Source organism: Microbacterium proteolyticum (assembly GCF_029639405.1).
In the GTDB taxonomy this organism is placed as follows: domain Bacteria; phylum Actinomycetota; class Actinomycetes; order Actinomycetales; family Microbacteriaceae; genus Microbacterium.
Map to the genome: position 1 here is coordinate 3,555,593 of NZ_CP121274.1, position 18,243 is coordinate 3,573,835.

The window sequence follows — 18,243 nt, forward strand, 5'->3', positions numbered from 1 at the left end:
CCGGGATCAGTAGTGCGGCGGGACGTCGCGCAGCAGCTGCGTGTCGTTGGGACCGGATGCCGCGGGCGCGGCGGGGCGCTCCCGGGTGGTGTCGTCCGCGGGCACCGGCTCCGGGCTCGTGCCGGGTGCGGGGAGCAGCCGCGCGCGCCGCGCACCCCGCACGCGGACGATCGGCTGCCGGATCTCGGCCGAAGCGGGCGCAGCCGTGTCCGGGACGTCGGGATCGGTGGCATCCGGGGTCGGGGCCACCGCACTCACCCGTTCAGGTCGAGGGGTTCGGTGGTCGTGCCGGGAGCGGCGGAGTCGTCCGGGGCGGCGCCGAGAAGCTCTGCGATCCGGGATGCCACACCCGCGGGGTCGCTGTACAGGTCGAACGCGTGCACGCGCACGTAGTGCCAGCCGAGGCGACGCAGGATCTGCGGGCGCAGACGCAGGGTCTCGCGCAGCGACTCCCCGATCGTCTCGGGGTCGCTCTCCGCCACCACGGCCTTGCCGCGATAGCGGGCGACCAGGGGCAGCAGGCCGCGGTAGTCGAGGTCGACCTCGATGCCGAGACGTCGCAGCTCGCGCGCGAGCGCACGGGTGAGCGGATCCGCCAGATCCTCCAGGCGCGCGTCGCGACCGCGCCCGGCCAGGTTGCCGAGGATCCCCATGAGAGTCGCGGCGCCGTGCTCAAGGCGGCCGTCGTCGAACGACGACGGACGGATGGACGAGACGATCACCATGGACCGACGGGCACGCGTCATCCCGACGGTGAGGAGCCGCTCGCCGTCCGGGGTCGAGAGGTCGCCGAAGTCGCTCAGCACGCGACCGTGGCGCGTGAGCCCGAAGCCGAGCGAGAACACGACGCGGTCGCGGCTCTCGGCCACGGACTCCTCGAGCGTCAGCACGGCGAAAGGCTCGGCGGCATCCCGCGAGACGAACGCGGCGACATCGGAGCGCCCGGCGAGTGCCGCCTCCACCGCCGCGCGGACACGCTCGGCGTGCCTGCGGCTGGCGGTGACGACCATGAGCGATTCGGAGGCGCGGTTCACCGCGTGCTCGACCACCAGGGTCACCACGCGGGCGACCTCGGCATCCGGGCTCTCCACGGCGCCGCTGACCGGGTCGGGCGCGCCGACGCCGTTCTCGACATAGTCGACGCTCAGGCTGCCGCGACCCAGGAACGAGCCGGCCCACGGCAACGACACGATCTCGCCGCCGTAGAACGCGTCGTTGACGAGCTGCGCGAGGTCTTCGCCGCCCGCGCGGTAGCTGCGGGTCAGCGTCTCGACGGGCAGCAGCTCGGCGATCCGCTCGAACACCGACACCCCGTCGAACGGAACGTCGTCGGCCTCGTCGTCCACGGCCGGGGCGAGCGACGCGCTGACCCGGAACGGCGTGGGCTTCTGCACGACGGGGTCGCCGAACAGCACGACCTGGCGGGCACGGAGGAGCGCCGGCGCCGCCTCCGCGAGACACAGGGCCGCGGCATCCGCGATGATCACCGCGTCGAAAGCGAGATCGATTGGGACATCGGGAACCTCGTAGGGGGATGCCAACCACACCGGCGCGAGCGTGCGGAGCAGCGTGGGCGCGGCATCCGAGATCTCCTGCGCGGTGTGCAGGCCGTCCTTGAGCGAGCTCTTCAGCGCTGCCGCTTCGTCGGGATGATCGACGATGCCGATGCGCCACTGCTTCGCGAGTTCGGCTGCGAGCACCGGACCGGCCGCCGCCGCGTGCGCCTCGTCGACGAGTCGGAAGTCGCGCTCGAGGCGATCGACCACGGTGGTGTTGGCGCCCAGGAGCGCGCGGTCGGTGCGCAGGAGATGCTCGAGCGCCGACTGCCACCAGGCGAACTCGAGCTCGTCGCCGACCCGGTCCTCCGGAACGTGGCGCACCGACAGCTCCACGAGGAGCTGCTCGAGTCCGAGCCGGGCGAGTTCACCGCGCAGCTGCGCGCGTTCGACGAGGTTGTCGAAGAACGTCGACTCGGCCGCGAGACCGGCGAGCGTGCGCACGAGGACCTGGACCGGAAGCGTCGCGAGCCGGTCGGAGCCCTGACGGCCGAGGATCTGGTCGAGCTCGCCCAGCATCGCATCCACCCGCTGCCAGCCGACGTGGACGTCGGCGAGTCCGAGCGGCACCTCGGGCGTGACGCCCGCGTCGACGACGCGCTGCCACTCGGTGCGCTGCTGCTGGATGCGCACGAGCGCCTCGTACATGTCGGGTACGTGGACGCCGGGCCGCACGTACTCCTTCGACAGTCGCTTGAGGCGACGACGGTTCGGGCCACTCATCGCCGAGGAGTCGCGGCGCGGCGAGTGCGCGTCGATGAGCTCCGCGAGCGGACGCTCGAACACGGTCGGGCTGAAGCGATCGAGCGACTCGCGGATCCCCTGCAGCAGCTTGAGGTAGGCGCCGAGCTCGGAGACGGTCTGGAACGGACGCATGCGCGTCTGCGCGATGAGCTCGTACCCGCGCTCGAGGAGGCGCGGAACGTCCTGCGCGTGCAGCTTGCCGGCCAGGTCGTGCGCGGCACGGGCGTCTTCGGTCCGCGTGAAGCTCACGCCGTACCAGGGCGAGTCGTCGGGGCCGAAGCGGAACTCGCCCAGCCGCGCCGCGGTGGCCAGGGCCTTCGCGGCGGCGTCGCGCCGACCGGCGAGCCGCTCCAGGGTGGCGAGATCGAATCGCGCCGACGTGGAGGGAGCCGGAGAAAGGGATGCCAACGCGGTCAGGGCCCGCAGCACGTCGAGTGTCGACACGCCCAGCGCCAGGTGCGGCTCGGTGACGGCGGACCGGTAGTCGCGCAGAACCGCGCGCAGGCGCACCAGCGCGTCGTCGATCTCGGAGACCTTGGGCTGCTCGGCCTTCTCGTTGCGACCGATCGCACGGATGAGGTCGCGGCGCACGTGGGTCGGAGACACCGCAAGGCCGGTCAGGCCGACACCGGCGAGGCGGTGACGGATGCCGTCGAGCGTGGAGCGGCGCGCGCTGACCACCAGCACGCGCTTACCGGCGTGCACGCACTGGCCGATCGCGTTGATGACCGTCTGGGTGCCGCCCGTACCGGGAAGCGTGTGGACCGCGAGCGAGTGACCGGCGGCGATCCGGGCGAGGACGCGTTCCTGCTCGGCATCCGCGTCGAGAAGAAGGGTGTCGGCCGCGGGGGTGCGCTCGTCGGGGCTCGTGACCACCGGATCGGCGCGACGGACCGTGATCCGGGCACGATCGTCGGGGTGCCCGGCGAGGGCGTTGAGCAGCGGATCGTCGAGGTGCTCCGCGGCGCGCGCCATGCCGGAGCCGACGTCGGCGAACGACGAGATGACCAGGCGCGGGTGCACGACGAACGTCGGGACGTGCGTCGTCAGTCGGCGAAGGTGGTCGATGACCGGCTGCGGCTTGAAGACGCCCTGGTCGTACGCGAGGCCCGCGAGGGCCGTGCTGTCGACCGAGATGCCGAGATGCGTACGGAACGCGCGCGCCAGTTCGGGGTTCATCACGAAGGCGCCGTGCAGCTTGAGCTCGAAGTCGCCGTTATGGCGGCGGATGGCGAGCGGCCGCAGGAGCACGGGAGCAGACCACTCCACTCCCCCGATCTTCCACGCGGCGAGCCCCACGGCCAGGTGCACCGGCTCGAGACCGCGCGCGGTGCGCAGTTCGACGTTCTTCGCCGTGATGCGCTCGGCGGCGATCCGCGCGGTGCGCAACGCCACCTCGTCGCGGAAGAGGTTGGACAGCAGCGTGGCACGACCGGTGATGAACTGCGGCAGGGAGCCGGGGTGCGCCTTGGTGATGTCGATGCCCGCGTCGACCGCGTCGTCGAACCGCAGGAGCGTGGAACGACCGCCGAGGGCGGCCGCTTCCGTGCGGATGCGGTCGCGTTCGGGGTCGGCGACGTGACGAACCACGATGCCGGGCTCCGACAGTCGCAGCTCGCCCGGATCGATCGACGTCGGAACGTCGCCTTCGGCGCCCGTCACGACGCCGTCCTCAGCTCGCCACACACCTGCCAGACTAAGCCGGGCACCCGCAGAAGGCGCGCAGCGGGCCCGAGTTTCGCGGGATTGCGCGACACGCCGCGCGGATCGGCCGTTCCTCCCCCGACGGGGAAATCGGCGGACCGTCCACCGATCCGACTCGGAGCCCGGCGCGGTCTCGGGCACGTGATGAGGATGAGGGAATGAGCACAGCCACCAGCACCGTCTACGACGGCCCGTTCGCCCCGATCCTGCTGACCTTCGTCGACGACGCGCTCGTCCATCTCGACGTCGCGCACGACGGCGTCGACATCGCCCGCGCCGAGATCGCGCACCGTCTCGGTGTCGTCCCCGACCCCGATCCCGCTCCCGCCCACGACGCGCTCGCACAGTTGGACGAGTACTTCGACGGGCGACGCCGGACCTTCGAGATCCCGCTCGACTGGCGTCTGGTGGGCGGGTTCACGCGCGCGGCGCTGCAGGCGACCCGGCGTATCCCCTACGGCGAGGTCGCCTCGTACGGGGAGGTCGCGATCATGGCGGGCTCGCCGGGTGCGGCGCGCGCGGTGGGCACGGCGTGCGCGAACACGCCGTTCTCGATCGTCGTGCCCGTCCATCGCGTCGTGCGTGCGGACGGCTCCATCGGCGAGTACGGCGGTCATCCCGAGGTGAAGCACTTCCTGCTCGACCTCGAGAACGGCGTCGCCGACCGATTGCGCGCCCCGGCGTAGGGAGGGCGAGGGCGCAGACGGGCGGGGATTCGCGCCCCGGGGCCGACTTTCGCTCCCCGGACCGGTGTCGCTTGGGCGTCGCCGGCGGTTGCGGCACGGATCGGGTTTCGCTTCGCGGCGCAGACGCGTCCCCGCCGCCCCGACCCGACACGTGGCCGGACCCGGGCGGCGGAGAACACCCTCAGTGGCTCGACGCCTTCTCGGCACCGAAGCCCGTGAGAGAACGCACGTCCATCTCGGCCGCCTTCCGCGGGTCCTCCTTGCGGGTCGAGGTGATCGAGCCGAGCCATCCGAGCAGGAACCCGAGCGGGATCGACACGATGCCCGGATTGTTCAGCGGCCAGATCGCGACTCCCGCGTTCGCGAAGACACTCGTCGGCGTGCCCCAGAACACCGGCGACAGGAAGATCAGCACCAGCGCCGACCCCAGTCCCCCGTACATGCTCCACACGGCACCGCGGGTGCTGAACCGCCGCCAGAAGAGCGAGTACAGGATCGTGGGCAGGTTCGCCGAGGCGGCGACGGCGAAGGCGAGCGCCACGAGGAACGCGACGTTCTGACCCTGCACGCCGATGCCACCCACGATGGCGAGGATGCCGATGACGACCACGGTCCGACGCGCGACCTTGACCTCGCCGTCCGGGGGGACGTTCCCCTTCTTCACGACGTTCGCGTAGATGTCGTGCGCGAACGACGCGGCCGCGGTGATCGTGAGACCCGCCACCACCGCCAGGATCGTCGCGAACGCCACCGCCGAGATGAACCCGAGCAGGATCGGGCCACCCAGCGCGAGGGCGAGCAGCGGCGCCGCCGCATTCACTCCGCCGGGAGCCGCCAGGATCGCCTCCGGGCCGACCAGGGCACCGGCGCCGTAGCCGAGCACCAGAGTCAGGAGGTAGAACAGGCCGATCAGCCAGATCGCCCACACGACGGATCGGCGCGCCTCCTTGGCGGTCGGCACCGTGTAGAACCGCATGAGCACGTGCGGGAGACCCGCCGTCCCGAGCACGAGCGCGAGGGCGAGCGAGATGAAGTCCCACGGGTTCGCGCCGTACTGCAGGCCGGGTCCGAGGATCGCCTCTCCCTTCGGCGATGCCGCGACCGCGCTCTCGAGCAGCGTGTTCAGGTTGAACCCGTTGATCGCGAGCACCCAGATCGTCATGACGACGGCGCCGCCGATCAGGAGGAACGCCTTGACGATCTGCACCCAGGTGGTGCCCTTCATGCCGCCGATCAGCACGTAGACGATCATCAGGATGCCGACGACCGCCACGACGATCGACTGCCCCACGCGCTCGGTGATGCCGAGCAGCAGCGAGACGAGGCCGCCCGCCCCCGCCATCTGCGCGAGCAGATAGAAGAAGCACACCGCCAGCGTCGTGATGGCGGCGGCCATCCGGACGGGACGTTCCTTCAGGCGGAACGACAGCACGTCGGCCATCGTGAATTTGCCCGTGTTGCGCATGAGCTCGGCGACGAGCAGAAGTGCGACCAGCCACGCCACCAGGAAGCCCACCGAGTACAGGAACCCGTCGTATCCGTTGATCGCGATGGCCCCGCAGATTCCGAGGAACGACGCCGCCGAGAGGTAGTCGCCGGCGATGGCGAACCCGTTCTGCGGCCCGGTGAACGACCGCCCCGCCGCGTAGTAGTCCGCGGCGGTCTTGCTGTTGCGACTGGCGCGGATGACGATGAAAAGCGTCACCGCCACGAACGCCCCGAAGATCGAGATGTTGAGGACCGGGTTGTTCTCGACCGTCTGCACGGCGGCGTGCACAGTACCGAAGACCTCGTTCACGATTCACCCCGCTCGGCGCGCTCGAGTTCTTCCCGCAACTGCTCGGCCCCCGGGTCGAGGCGGCGGTTCGCGTAGGCGACGTAACCCATGGTGATCGCGAACGTCGTGACGAACTGTCCGAGCCCGAACACCAGACCCACCGTGACGGCGCCGAACACCGGCTGCGCCATGAAGTCCGGCGCGAACGACGACAGCAGCACGTAAACGAAGTACCAGACGAGGAACGCCGCGGCCATGGGGAAGACGAAGCTGCGCTGACGCCTCTTCAGTTCCCGGAACGGGGCGGACTCCTCGACCGCGATGTAGTCGACGCCGCGCGGGGCGCCGTCGATCCTTCTATCCGTCATGTGGCCTCCTTGCCTCATGAGACCGATGCCATGCGGCACCGGACGGGGGGAAAACACCGGGTCGGAGAACCTTCCCGATGGTAGGGTCGACGCTACGAAAGGCGGCGACGCAGCCGTCACCCCCGGAAGTAGGTAGTTCGTGGGAGCACCGGCCGCACTCCGTGACGACGCGACGCTCGTGTCGCACGCGGTGACCGAGCTCGCCCGACGCACGCACTTCCCCGTCGCCTTCGGCGGTCTCGAGCACGACGGCGCCGTCCACGTCTCCACGATCGTCGGGGCGCGCACACGCAGCATCGAGGGGCTCGTCGTCCACGCCGAGCGCGGCCTCGGTGGTCGGGCGCTCGTCGAACGGCGCCCGCGACTGGCCCTGGACTACCGCAACGCCCGCACCATCACCCATGACTACGACCGCGCGATCCTCGGCGAGGGCATCGCGACGCTGTTCGCCGTACCCGTACTGGTCCACGGCAGCGCCCGTGGCGTCCTGTACTGCGGCTCGTGGGCGCAGGCCCCGCTCGGTGAGCGCGAGGCGCGGCCGGCGTTCGACGTCGCCGGCGAGCTCGGCACGGAACTGCGCGTGCGCGACGAGGTCGACCGACGCCTCGCCGCCGCGACGCCCGGCGACGACGGCCTGAGCGCCGGCGCGCGGGAGGAGATCCGCCAGAGCTATGCCCAGCTCCGCAGCATCGCCGCGACGGTCCAGGACGACGGCGTGCGCCGACGGCTGGAGGAACTCGAGGCACGCCTCGCCGCGCTCTCCGGCGATGTGTCGACCGACCCGGAGGGGGCCGGCATCCACCTGTCCCGCCGCGAGCTCGATGTGCTCTCCTGCGCTGCGGTGGGTGCCACCAACGGCGAGATCGCGGCATCCCTCGCCCTCCGCGAAACCACCGTGAAGTCGTATCTCGCGTCGGCGATGTCCAAGCTGGATGCCTCGACCCGGCATGCCGCCGTCGCCCGGGCGCGCCGGGTCGGTCTGCTTCCGTGACGCACTGAGGAAGCCCCTGGACGGTCCGTGGGTATCCCCTGGGAATGGCGCTGAGAGCTTGAGACGGGCTCGCATTCTCGGCATCGTGGCTGGCCCCTGACGTCGACACAGAAGGAGAGCCACATGCTGACGCTCACCGAAGAGGCCACCACCGCCGTCAAGACCATCGCCGCCCAGTTGCCCGACGCCGCCCAGGGCGGCGTGCGCATCGAGGGTGCCGGGTCGCCCGATTCGCAGTTCCGCCTGTCGGTCGTCGACGGCCCCGAGCCCGAAGACGCCGTCGTGGAGGACTCCGGCGCGCGCGTCTTCCTCGACGCCGACGCCGCCCAGGTGCTGGATGACCGCGTGCTCGACGCGCAGGTCGACGGCCAGGGCTCCGTGCAGTTCGCGGTGACCGCCCAGGCCTGATCCGTTCGACGATGCCCCGGCTGCGCGCCGGGGCATCGTCGTGTCCGGGGGTCGGGTGCGTCCGCGTCACGAGGCCCGGGGCGTCCGAGGGGCCAGGAGTGTCTGGTGCCCCCGACAGGATTCGAACCTGCGACGCCCGCGTTAGGAGTGCGGCGCTCTATCCCCTGAGCTACGGAGGCGGGATTGCCTTCCAGCCTACTGCGGGCCGACCGCGGCTCCGGCGCGCAGGCGCGCGGCGAGGGCTTCGTCCCACTCCCCCGGTTCCGACAGCACGGCTTCGCGCACGTCCACGCCGTCCGGGCCCACGGAGGCGACGCAGACCAGAAGCGACTCGAGCACGACGTCGTCGTGCGCGTCCCGCCGCAGCACCGAGGCGGACGGATCGGACGTGGAGGCGGCGACCACGTCGAGCCACGGTCCCCACCATTCGTCGCCGGGCGCGATCCCCGCCCGGCGGAAGTCGTCGAGCCAGCGGCCGATGCGCGGCGTGCCCCGATCGTCGGGCGCGTGATGGGCGATCATGTGCGTACCGGGGGCGAGTCGGGTGCGCCGGGTCGCGAGACCGTCCCATTCCACGACGGTGGCGCCGTCGGCATCCACCTCCACCAGGTTGAACCCGCGTGTGGGCGGGTCCTGCGGGAGCGTCCCCGCGACGGACTGCAGCGGGATGCCGCCCCGACTGACCACCTCGGCGTCGGAGCGTTGCGACAGGTCTTCACGGTTCAGCAGCACCGCCAGGCGCCGGGCGGCCGGATCGATCGCGAGCCACGCCCCGCCGGCGCGGTCGTCGCGGACGCCGCGCACCCCGGGCTGTTCGGGCCACCACGGTCCGAGACCCCGCCACGGACGATGGCGGTCCTCGTCACGGACGGCCAGAACCCGGACGGGCCGGCCGCTCTCGCGCGGGACGTCGACGACCACGGTGCACATTCCGTCCACGCTACCCGCGCGGGAAAGCGTGCCGGGCGGTGCGGCGATCGACACGGGACGCCGCGGATCGGCATCCACCTGGAAGACTGGGCCCATGTTCGTCGTCGTGGGAGTGACCGGGGGCATCGCCGCCTACAAGACCGTCGGGCTGGTCCGACTGCTGGTGAAGGCGGGGCACGACGTGCACGTCGTCCCCACCGACGACGCCCTGCGTTTCGTCGGCCTGCCGACGTGGGAGGCGATCAGCCGCAACCCGGTCACGACATCGGTGCACGACGACGTCGCCCGCGTCCGCCACGTCGCCCTCGGCCAGGCGGCCGATCTCGTGATCGTCGCGCCCGCCACGGCGAACACGCTCGCGTCGATGACCGCGGGCCTCGCGTCCGACCTCCTCGGGACCACGCTCCTCGCGACGACCGCACCGGTCGTGGTCGCCCCGGCGATGCACACCGAGATGTGGCGCCACCCCGCGACCGCGCACAACATGGACGTCCTCCGTGCCCGTGGCGTGCACGTCGTCGGACCGGCGGACGGCGCGCTCACCGGCGGTGACAGCGGCCCCGGACGCATGTCGGAGCCGGAGGAGATCGTCGCCGCCGCGCTCGCCCTCGTGGAACGCCCGCGCGACCTCGCCGGCCTCTCGGTGCTCGTCAGCGCGGGAGGCACCCGCGAACCGATCGACCCGGTGCGGTTCCTCGGCAACCGCTCGAGCGGACGCCAGGGTGTCGCCATCGCGCGCGCCGCCGCCGACCGCGGCGCGACCGTGACCCTCGTCGCGGCGCACCTCGACGCGGACGTCCGCCCCGATCCGCGCGTCGAGGTGATCTCCGTGGGCACCGCGGACGAGCTCGGACGGGCGATGGATGCCACCGCCCCCGACGCCGACGTCATCATCATGGCCGCGGCGGTCGCCGACTATTCCGTCGCCGCGGTGTCGGAGCACAAGCTCCGCAAACAGGAGTCCCCCGGCACGCTCACGCTCGACCTGGTCGAGAACCGCGACGTCGTCGCGGGGCTCGTGGCCGCACGCCGACCCGGCCAGACGATCGTGGCGTTCGCCGCCGAGACCGTCGACAGCGAGCAGGAGCTCCTTGAGCGCGCCCGCGCCAAAGCCGCACGCAAGGGCGTCGACCTCCTCGCCGCGAACGCCGTCGGGTGGACGCGGGGCTTCGAGTCCGCCGACAACGCCCTCACGATCGTGGGGCGCGACGGCGACGTCGTGTCGATGGCATCCGGAACGAAGGACGACACCGCTCACGCACTCCTCGACGCCGTTCTGGCGGCGCGGACGCGCTGACGGGTCTCCCGTCCGAAGCCCTGCCGCCGTTCCGCCGGCGCGCCGAAGGTCGCCGGACCGGCGGCCTGCGTCCGGGCACGGACCCGACCCGACCGCCGCGGGTCGTGGTCCGCGCCGCAGATCAGACGGCGGTCGGAGCGGAGAGCGCGGCGACGATCTCGCTCGGCTCGGTGCGCGTGGTGTAGTCCACGTGGATGTCGGCGAACCGGATGACCCCGTCGGCGTCGAGGACGAAGACGGACGGGAACGGGATGCGCGCCGTGCCGTCGGCGTTGCTGTCGGCCACGTCGAACCCGAGGTCGGTATGCGCCGACCGGGCGGCGCCGCTCGGCTCGGTCACGATCCCGAACTGCTCCGCCAGGACGTTGGACGGGTCGGAGAGCACCGTGAATTCGAGCGACCCGTTCGTGACGCTCTGAGCCGACCCGTCGGGAGTCTGCGGGGAGATCGCGATGAGGTGCGCGCCCTGTTCCCGCAGGACGGGCAGGAGCTCCTCCTGGTAGGTGCGGAGCGTGATGTTGCAGTACGGGCACCACGCGCCGCGGTAGAACACGACGACCGCCGCCCCCTCGCCGCGGGCGGCCGACAGCGACGTCGTCGCCCCCTCCGGCGTGAGGAGGTCCGCATCGGGAGCGGAGTCGCCGACGGAGCGCACACCGGCGGGGACGCCGGCGTCCCGCAGATCGCTCTGTTCCCCGGCGAAGACCGCAGCCAGGCGGTCGCCGATCTGCTCCTCGAAACCGACGTTGAACTCGTTCACCTGCTGGGCGATGGACGAAGTGGACATGTGTGTTCTCCCCGGGTGGATATCGACGTCGAGCGCCGGTTCGAGGAGCGTAAAACGCTCCCGAACCGCGAGGACCGTCACTGTCATCCGGTGAGACAGAGGGTCAAAGGCCGACACGTTGGGCCCGAACGACCCTGGCCCCGGGAAGAGGTGCTAAGCGGCGTTCGTCCCGCCGCCGGGTCAGTATCCGGTGGCGTACTGCAGCTGCTCGAGGATCGGGACGATCGCGCTGAACAGCGCCACGATCCAGATCGATACGGCGATGATCGTCACCAGCGTCACCGCGATCCATCCCCAGACCGGAGCGAGACCCTTACCGGTCTGGCGCCGCAGGATGACCGCGCGTCCGATGACGTACACACCGACGCTGGAGATGACGAGGACGGTGAAACTCCACGCCCAGTGGAAGGGCTTCTGGATGCCGCGGGCGCGCAGCTGACGCCAGTCCAGGAACGCGAACAGCACCGTCAGGGCGACGATGATGAGGCTGAAGATGGACGTTCCGGCCGTCACCGCCAGGGACGACGACGCCAGGTAGGGGGCCTGCTCGGGGTAGGCCGAGGCGTAGACGGACTCCTGGACGTAGGTCTGCCAGTCGAAGAGGAACAGCGTCGACACGGACAGCAGCGGAAGCGCGACGGCGAGCCAGATCCAGACCGTGTTCGTCGAGACGTCGGCGCGAGCGGGCGCGGCGGCCGCGGGGGCTGCGGGAGCCGTCGGGTAGCCGGGAGCGACCGGGGCACCGGGCCCCGTCGGTGTTGCCGCGCCGGGCTGAGCCGGGGCGCCGGGGTAGGCGGGGGCACCGGGATAGGCGGGAGCTGCGGCGCCTGCGGAGACGGGGGGCGTCGGCGGGACGGGCGGGGCCACCGGCGGGACGGGCGGGGTGTCCGCGGCCTGCGCCTCGGGCGCGGCCTCGGGGGCGGCGACCGCGGGGGCATCGACCTCGGGCGCAGTCTCGGGGGCGGCGGGGGCATCGACCGCGGGCGCAGTCTCGGGGGCTGCGGCCGGCGCGGCGGGGGCGGACTCCGGTGCGTCCGGAGCCACGGGAGCCTCGGCCGGGGGCCGCACGTCGTCGGTCCACGCCGTGCCGTTCCACCGGCGAAGTCCGCCGCTTCCCGCCGGGTCGGGGTACCAGCCGTCGGGCGGAGTGGGCGTGTCGGTCATGTCGTTCCCCCTGTGATGCGTCGGCATGGCGTGAATTCCCCGAGTCTAGTGAAGGCCTCCGTCCTCACCGGAAGTCCCGGGAGGCGTGCGACACACCCACGCGGAGATCCGTGAATCCGTCGGCGACCACGTTCGTGACCCCCTCGACCGATCTCTCGAGCATGCCCCGCACGATGAGCGCGGGCGATTCCCGCACGATCCGTCGATACCGGTTCCACACCCCCACCGAGCACACGATGTTCATGAGGCCGTGCTCGTCCTCGAGGTTGAGGAACGTGATCCCGGATGCCGTCGCCGGCCGTTGCCGATGCGTGACGAGTCCCGCCACCTCGACGCGGCGGTCGGTCTCGGCCGACCGCAGTTCGCGCGAGGTGAGCACACCGCGGGCGTCGAGGGCGGAACGGAAATGCGTGAGCGGATGGTCGTCGGTGGAGAGTCCCGTGGCCCACAGGTCGGCGGCGAGCACCTCGTAGCTCGACGGGTCGGTGAACAACGGCGGCTGCACGAACGCCACCGAGTCCGGCAGGAACTCGGGCCGGTCCTGCGCCGCCGACCCCGACAGCCAGATCGCCTCGCGTCGCGAGTGCCCGAGGCATTCGAACGCCCCGGCGGTGGCGAGTGCCTCGAGTTGGGCGGTGACGAGGCCCGTCCGGCGCACCAGATCACGCAGATCGCGGTACGCACCGCCGCTCTCGCGTTCGGCGACGATGCGTTCGGCGAGCTTCACCCCGATGCCGGTGACACCGGCGAGCCCCATCCGCACCGCGAACGCCCCGTCCCGCCGGTGCGCCTCGGTCTCGTCGGGAGCCGAGCGGTCGAAATCCCCCGTCGGGGGCTGGTCGGCGCACGCGCACGCGTCGAGTCCGGTCGCGGGGCGGTGGCGATCGCCATCCGGTCCCCCGGTCTCGTCGTCGAGCGGCTCGAGGCCGGCTTCGACCCCCGACCGCAGCAGGTCGGGGCGACGCACCCGCACCCCGTGGCGGCGGGCGTCGGCGGTCAGCGTCGCGGGCGAGTAGAACCCCATCGGCTGCGCACGCAGCAGCCCCGCGAGGAACGCCGCCGGATAGTGCAGCTTGATCCACGAGCTGGCGTAGACCAGCAGGGCGAACGAGAGCGAGTGCGACTCGGCGAACCCGAAGTTCGCGAACGCCTGGATCTTCGCGTACAGCTCGTCGGCGACCGCGCCGACGAGGTTGTTCTCGGCCATGCCGGCGTAGAGCTTCTCGCGCAGCGAATCGATGCGCTCGAGCCCGCGTTTCGACCCCATCGCACGCCGCAGCAGGTCGGCATCCTCGGCGGAGCAGTTGCCCACCGCGACAGCCATCTGCATGAGCTGTTCCTGGAACACCGGGACGCCCATCGTCCGTTCGAGCACCGGACGCAGCCTCTCGTGCACGTAGGTGATCGGCTCCTGCCCGAGCTTGCGGCGCACGAAGGGGTGCACGGCACCGCCCTGGATGGGCCCTGGGCGGATCAGGGCGATCTGCACCACGAGGTCGTAGAAGCGCCGGGGCTGCAGACGCGGCAACAGCCCCATCTGCGCGCGGGACTCCACCTGGAACACCCCGATCGAGTCGGCGCGGCACAGCATGTCGTAGACCGCTTTCTCTTCCTTCGGCAGCGTCGACAGCTCCCAGTGCTCGCCCGTGGCATCCCGGATCAGGTCGAAGCAGTACTGCAGCGCCGCGAGCATGCCGAGCCCCAGCAGGTCGAACTTCACCAGCCCCATCCAGGCGGCGTCGTCCTTGTCCCACTGGATCACGGTGCGGTTGTCCATGCGGGCGTGCTCGATGGGTACGACCTCGCCGACGGGCCGGTCGGTGAGCACCATGCCGCCGGAATGGATGCCGAGATGCCGCGGCGCCTTCAGCAGCTCGGCCGCGAACTCGATGACCTCGTCGGGGATGTCGTGATCGGCGCCGGTCTCGAGCGTCGCCCCCCACCGTTCGACCTGTTTCGACCAGGCGTCCTGCTGGCCCGGGGAATGCCCCAGGGCGCGGGCCATGTCGCGCACGGCGTTCTTGGGTCGGTATTGGATGACGTTGGCGACCTGCGCCGCGCGGTCGCGGCCGTAGGTCTCGTACACCCACTGGATGATCTCTTCGCGACGATCGGAGTCGAAGTCGACATCGATGTCGGGCTCTTCGTCGCGCAGGCTCGACAGGAAGCGTTCGAACGGCAGGCGGTAGAAGATCGAGTCGACTGCGGTGATGTCGAGCAGGTAGCAGACGGCGCTGTTGGCCGCCGATCCCCGCCCCTGGCAGAGGATGCCGCGCCGCCGTGCCTCGGCCACGATCCCGTAGACGATGAGGAAATACCCGGGGAAGTCCTTCATCTCGATGACGGCGAGTTCGCGCTCGATGCGATCGCGATCGTCGGCGGAGAGGTGGGGATACTTCCGCGGTACGGCCTCCCACACCAGGTGCCGCAGCCACGACATCGGCGTGTGCCCCTCGGGCACGGTCTGCTTCGGAAGCGCAGGCTTGGCTCGCCGCAGCGGGAAGGCGAGCTCGTCGGCGAGCGAGACGGTCCGCGCCACCGCTCCCGGGTAGCGCGCGAACCGCGCGGCCATCTCGGCCCCCGAGCGCAGGTGCGCCCCGGCGTGCGCGGGCAGCCACCCGTCCAGTTCGTCGAGACTGCGGTTGGCGCGTACGGCGGCGACGGCCGCGGCCAGCAGTTCCTTCTTCGGTGCGGCGTAGTGGACGTTGTTCGTGGCGAGCACGGGGAGCCCGCGTTCGGCGGCGAGCGCGGCGAGCAGGTCGTTGTGGGCCGAATCCAGCGGAGAGCCGTGGTCCATGAGCTCGACGTGCACGGCGGCGGGTCCGAACAGATCGACCAGACGATCGAGCGCGCGAGCGGCTCCGGCCGGACCCTCGGATGCCAGGGCCCGACGCACCGCCCCCTTCCGGCATCCGGTGAGGATCGCCCACTGCGGATCCGCGGGGCCGCCGGCGCGTTCGGCCAGATCGGCGAGGTCGTAGACCGGTCGCCCCTTCTCTCCGCCGGCGAGCTGGGCGTGCGTGATCGCCGCGGCGAGCCGGTGGTACCCCTCTCCGCCGCGGGCGAGCACGAGCAGATGCGAACCGGTGGGATCGGGCTGACCGTTCTGCGGCCCCGGGAGCCCGAGCGAGAGCTCGGCGCCGAAGACGGTGCGGACGGTGCGTGCCTCGGCCGCCTCGGCGAACCGGACGATGCCGTAGAAACCGTCGTGATCGGTGAGCGCGAGCGCGTGGAGACCGAGCTTCTCGGCCTCTTCGACGAGCTCTTCGGGCGAGGACGCCCCGTCGAGGAAGGAGTACGACGAGTGCGCGTGCAGCTCGGCGTACGGGACGGCGTCGACGGGACGCTCGATGGCGGGGGGAACGTAGGGCCCGCGCTTGTGCGACCACGCGGGGCTGTCGCCGCCGTCGCCGTTCGCCGGTGTCGAGGCCGGTCGCCGCGTGTCGCTCAGCGCCCGTTCGAGCTCCGACCACTTCACCGGCGGATTATGGAAGCCCATCAGCCCTCCCCCGTCCGCCGGGTGCGCGCGACCCGGGGTCGGTCAGTCATAACGCCCCTCCGCTCGCCATTCGCCCTCTTCGACGACGAGCAGCCACGCGCCGCCGTCGGCGTCGACAACCTGGAAGCGGTGGGCGCGGCGCCGGCGCAGGGGATCCCACCCGCGTTCGCTGATCGGCCAGGGCCCCGCCCACTCGCGGATCCGCACCCGGCGCCCGCCGGCGTCGAGGACCGCCGGCGGGGCGCTCAGCGCGTCCCGCTCCCCCACGGTGACCGACGCCCCCGCGATGTCGGTGACCTCGACCAGTCGCGGCTCGGGATACACGGTGGCCGGCAGCGGGTCGGGGAGACTTCCCGGCCAGGGCCGGGCGCGGTCTTTCGCCGTGACCGCGCGGTCCCCCCACGGCACCAGCACCTGCCGCTCGGCCAGCCAGCGGCCCCCGCCGATGACGGGGGTGACGACGGCGCGGTGCCCGAGCATGGCCTGCACGCGGGAGAGGGCGTGGTGCACCCGTTCGTCGGGTCCCGCGCCGAAGAGGCCCTTGGCGTGGTGCGCCGCGTCATCCACCGCCTCGGGCTCGATGGACACCCCGGCCACACCGCTGCCGAAGATGCCCCGACCGTCCTCGGCGAGCTGCCAGCGCACGCGGTCGACCACGGCACCGGCGTCGAATGACCCGGGGTGCAGCCAGACGCGTTCGCTGCGCTCCCCGCGTTCTCCGGAGAGCACCACGCGCAGTTCGGTGCACACCAGGTTCTGCTCCCCCAGGCGCGCGATGAACTCCTCCGCGGCGATGCGCATGCCGAAGGCGATCTGGTCGGCGAGTTCGAGCGGCGGCTCGAAGGCGACCTCGCGGTGCAGTTCGGGCGGAGGCGTGCGGGGCTGCACCGGTTGGGAGTCGCGCCCGGACGCGAGGGCGTGGAGTCGCGCCCCGCGCTCGGCGAAACGCTCGCGAACACGCTCGACGGGCATCGCGGCGAACTCGCCCAGGGTGTGCACCCCGAGGCGCGCCAGCAGGCTCGCAAGATCGACGTCGTCGAGAGAGGTCACAGGGAGCGGGGCGAGGAACGCAGCCGCCTGGCCGCCGGGCACCACTCGCACCGGCTCGTCGGCACGGGTGACGCGGGCGGCGTGTTCGGCCGTGAAGACCCCGTCGGCCACACTCGCCCGGGCATCCGCGAACCCCTCGGCCGCCAGGAGCCGGACGAGCATGCACGCCGCTTCTTCTTCGCCGCCGTAATACCGCGCCGGACCGCGCGCACGAAGGGCGCAGAGTCCGGGACGCACGATCTGCACCCCCGGGGCGTGTTCCTCCACCAACGCCACCACGGGGGCGAACACACGCGCGTCGCGCACGGGATCGGCCGCGACGACGATGACGGACGGACACAATGCCTGAGCGTCGCGGCGCCGCTGGCCCCTGCGCACGCCCTGGGCACGCGCCGCGGCGGAGCAGGCCACGACGGTGTTGTTCTCGAACACCGCGAGGGGTGCGTCGGCCCGCGGAGGTCGAACGGCTTCGCGACGATAGGCCAGGACCGGCCAGTCGGGCAACCACAGGACGAGGCTGCGGGTGGGCTCCTGCATCATCCCGCCACCCGCTGCCGGTACTCGGTCCGCTCCCGCGGGAGGAGTCTCTCGGTGGGAGCACCGAGCAGTTCGATCGAGCCGTCGGCCGCGGGCAGCAGCATGCGCGCCCGCCGAGCCGTGGGCGTGCGCTTGCTGCGGACCGACACCGTGAGCTCACGCCCGGCGAGATAGCCGTGCCCCTCTCCGAGCCCCGCCCACCGCGGATCGGCGACGTCGATCACGGCCTCCGCCTGCGGCCACGGCCCCTGCACCAGCAGCACGGTGCCGCGATCGCGCAACCGCGCCGCGAGTCGGGTGGCCTCGGCCCCTCCGCGGGCGGTGTTCGCTCCGGCCGGGGGGCGTACCGCCACGACCGGCAGGACCTCGGCGATCGTGGCCGTGACCGCCAGCCAGCGCGGCCCGGGATCGGGGATGAAGACCAGCCGATCGAGGTCGAGACCGTACTTCTCGGCGGCTTCGGCGCCCAACTCGGGCATGCCGACGACACCGCACCACGCACCGTCCTGGGAGGGGCGAGCCATGAGTGCCAGCAGCAGCGACATCGAGCGGGCGATCGCGTACGCCGACCCCGACCGCAGGCCACCGCCGGGAAGCAGCGACGTGAAGGCGGGGTGCGTCGGCAGCACCGGCGCGTCCAGGCGGCGCCCCTGCATCCGCTCGAGACGATCCCGGAGCGCGTGGATGTCGGGAACGGCCTCCGCCTGGTCTCGCACGATCGCCCTCACTCCCACAGGTTAGAACA

The 18,243-nt window shown here is 71.8% G+C and carries 14 protein-coding genes and 1 tRNA gene; 4 read left to right on the top strand and 11 right to left on the bottom strand.

Annotated elements, in window-relative coordinates:
* Window positions 1–6: 6 nt before the first annotated feature.
* Window positions 7–258, bottom strand: a complete 252-nt coding sequence (locus P8R59_RS17865) for a hypothetical protein (RefSeq protein WP_278102157.1) — start codon at window positions 256–258, stop codon at window positions 7–9.
* On the bottom strand, window positions 255–3,962 hold the full coding sequence (locus P8R59_RS17870; RefSeq protein WP_278102158.1) for an AAA family ATPase: 3,708 nt from the start codon (window positions 3,960–3,962) through the stop codon (window positions 255–257). Before P8R59_RS17870 ends, P8R59_RS17865 begins: the two co-directional genes overlap by 4 nt.
* A gap of 200 nt (window positions 3,963–4,162) precedes the next feature.
* On the opposite strand from P8R59_RS17870, the gene P8R59_RS17875 reads away from it, so the two are divergent.
* Window positions 4,163–4,690, top strand: a complete 528-nt coding sequence (locus P8R59_RS17875; protein ID WP_278102159.1) for a methylated-DNA--[protein]-cysteine S-methyltransferase — start codon at window positions 4,163–4,165, stop codon at window positions 4,688–4,690.
* Window positions 4,691–4,871: 181 nt separating this feature from the next.
* Here the strand turns inward: P8R59_RS17875 and P8R59_RS17880 are convergent, their stop codons facing one another.
* Window positions 4,872–6,488: a solute symporter family protein gene (locus P8R59_RS17880; RefSeq protein ID WP_278102160.1), complete on the bottom strand. Its 1,617-nt coding sequence runs from the start codon at window positions 6,486–6,488 to the stop codon at window positions 4,872–4,874.
* Window positions 6,485–6,835 (bottom strand): DUF485 domain-containing protein, encoded by a 351-nt coding sequence (locus P8R59_RS17885; RefSeq protein ID WP_175627620.1) that lies wholly within the window; start codon window positions 6,833–6,835, stop codon window positions 6,485–6,487. The genes P8R59_RS17880 and P8R59_RS17885 overlap by 4 nt, the downstream gene beginning before the upstream one ends.
* Window positions 6,836–6,974: 139 nt before the next feature.
* On the opposite strand from P8R59_RS17885, the gene P8R59_RS17890 reads away from it, so the two are divergent.
* Both P8R59_RS17890 and P8R59_RS17895 read left to right on the top strand, forming a co-directional pair.
* The gene (locus P8R59_RS17890) at window positions 6,975–7,826 is read left to right on the top strand and encodes a helix-turn-helix transcriptional regulator (RefSeq protein WP_278102161.1); all 852 of its coding nucleotides are present in this window, start codon (window positions 6,975–6,977) and stop codon (window positions 7,824–7,826) included.
* Between the two features lie 123 nt (window positions 7,827–7,949).
* Window positions 7,950–8,234 (top strand): Fe-S cluster assembly protein HesB, encoded by a 285-nt coding sequence (locus P8R59_RS17895; protein WP_278102162.1) that lies wholly within the window; start codon window positions 7,950–7,952, stop codon window positions 8,232–8,234.
* Window positions 8,235–8,337: 103 nt separating this feature from the next.
* On the opposite strand, the gene P8R59_RS17900 is transcribed toward P8R59_RS17895, so the two are convergent.
* Window positions 8,338–8,413, bottom strand: a tRNA-Arg gene (locus tag P8R59_RS17900).
* 16 nt (window positions 8,414–8,429) lie between these two features.
* Window positions 8,430–9,260, bottom strand: coding sequence for an NRDE family protein (locus tag P8R59_RS17905; RefSeq protein WP_347404931.1), 831 nt, complete (start codon window positions 9,258–9,260; stop codon window positions 8,430–8,432).
* Here P8R59_RS17905 and coaBC point away from each other — a divergent pair.
* Window positions 9,259–10,461, top strand: a complete 1,203-nt coding sequence (coaBC, locus tag P8R59_RS17910; protein WP_278102163.1) for a bifunctional phosphopantothenoylcysteine decarboxylase/phosphopantothenate--cysteine ligase CoaBC — start codon at window positions 9,259–9,261, stop codon at window positions 10,459–10,461. The two genes, P8R59_RS17905 and coaBC, sit on opposite strands and share 2 nt — an antisense overlap.
* 121 nt (window positions 10,462–10,582) lie before the next feature.
* Here coaBC and P8R59_RS17915 read toward each other — a convergent pair whose 3' ends face one another.
* From P8R59_RS17915 to P8R59_RS17935, 5 genes are all read right to left on the bottom strand, one after another.
* On the bottom strand, window positions 10,583–11,248 hold the full coding sequence (locus tag P8R59_RS17915) for a peroxiredoxin-like family protein (protein ID WP_278102164.1): 666 nt from the start codon (window positions 11,246–11,248) through the stop codon (window positions 10,583–10,585).
* A gap of 180 nt (window positions 11,249–11,428) precedes the next feature.
* Window positions 11,429–12,412: a DUF2510 domain-containing protein gene (locus tag P8R59_RS17920; protein WP_278102165.1), complete on the bottom strand. Its 984-nt coding sequence runs from the start codon at window positions 12,410–12,412 to the stop codon at window positions 11,429–11,431.
* 64 nt (window positions 12,413–12,476) lie between these two features.
* Window positions 12,477–15,911: an error-prone DNA polymerase gene (locus P8R59_RS17925; protein WP_278102166.1), complete on the bottom strand. Its 3,435-nt coding sequence runs from the start codon at window positions 15,909–15,911 to the stop codon at window positions 12,477–12,479.
* Between the two features lie 42 nt (window positions 15,912–15,953).
* Window positions 15,954–17,498 (bottom strand): DNA polymerase Y family protein, encoded by a 1,545-nt coding sequence (locus tag P8R59_RS17930; protein WP_278103857.1) that lies wholly within the window; start codon window positions 17,496–17,498, stop codon window positions 15,954–15,956.
* Window positions 17,498–18,226 carry a hypothetical protein gene (locus tag P8R59_RS17935; RefSeq protein ID WP_278102167.1) on the bottom strand — a complete coding sequence of 243 codons (729 nt, stop codon included), beginning with the start codon at window positions 18,224–18,226 and terminating at the stop codon, window positions 17,498–17,500. Before P8R59_RS17935 ends, P8R59_RS17930 begins: the two co-directional genes overlap by 1 nt.
* Window positions 18,227–18,243: the final 17 nt, after the last annotated feature.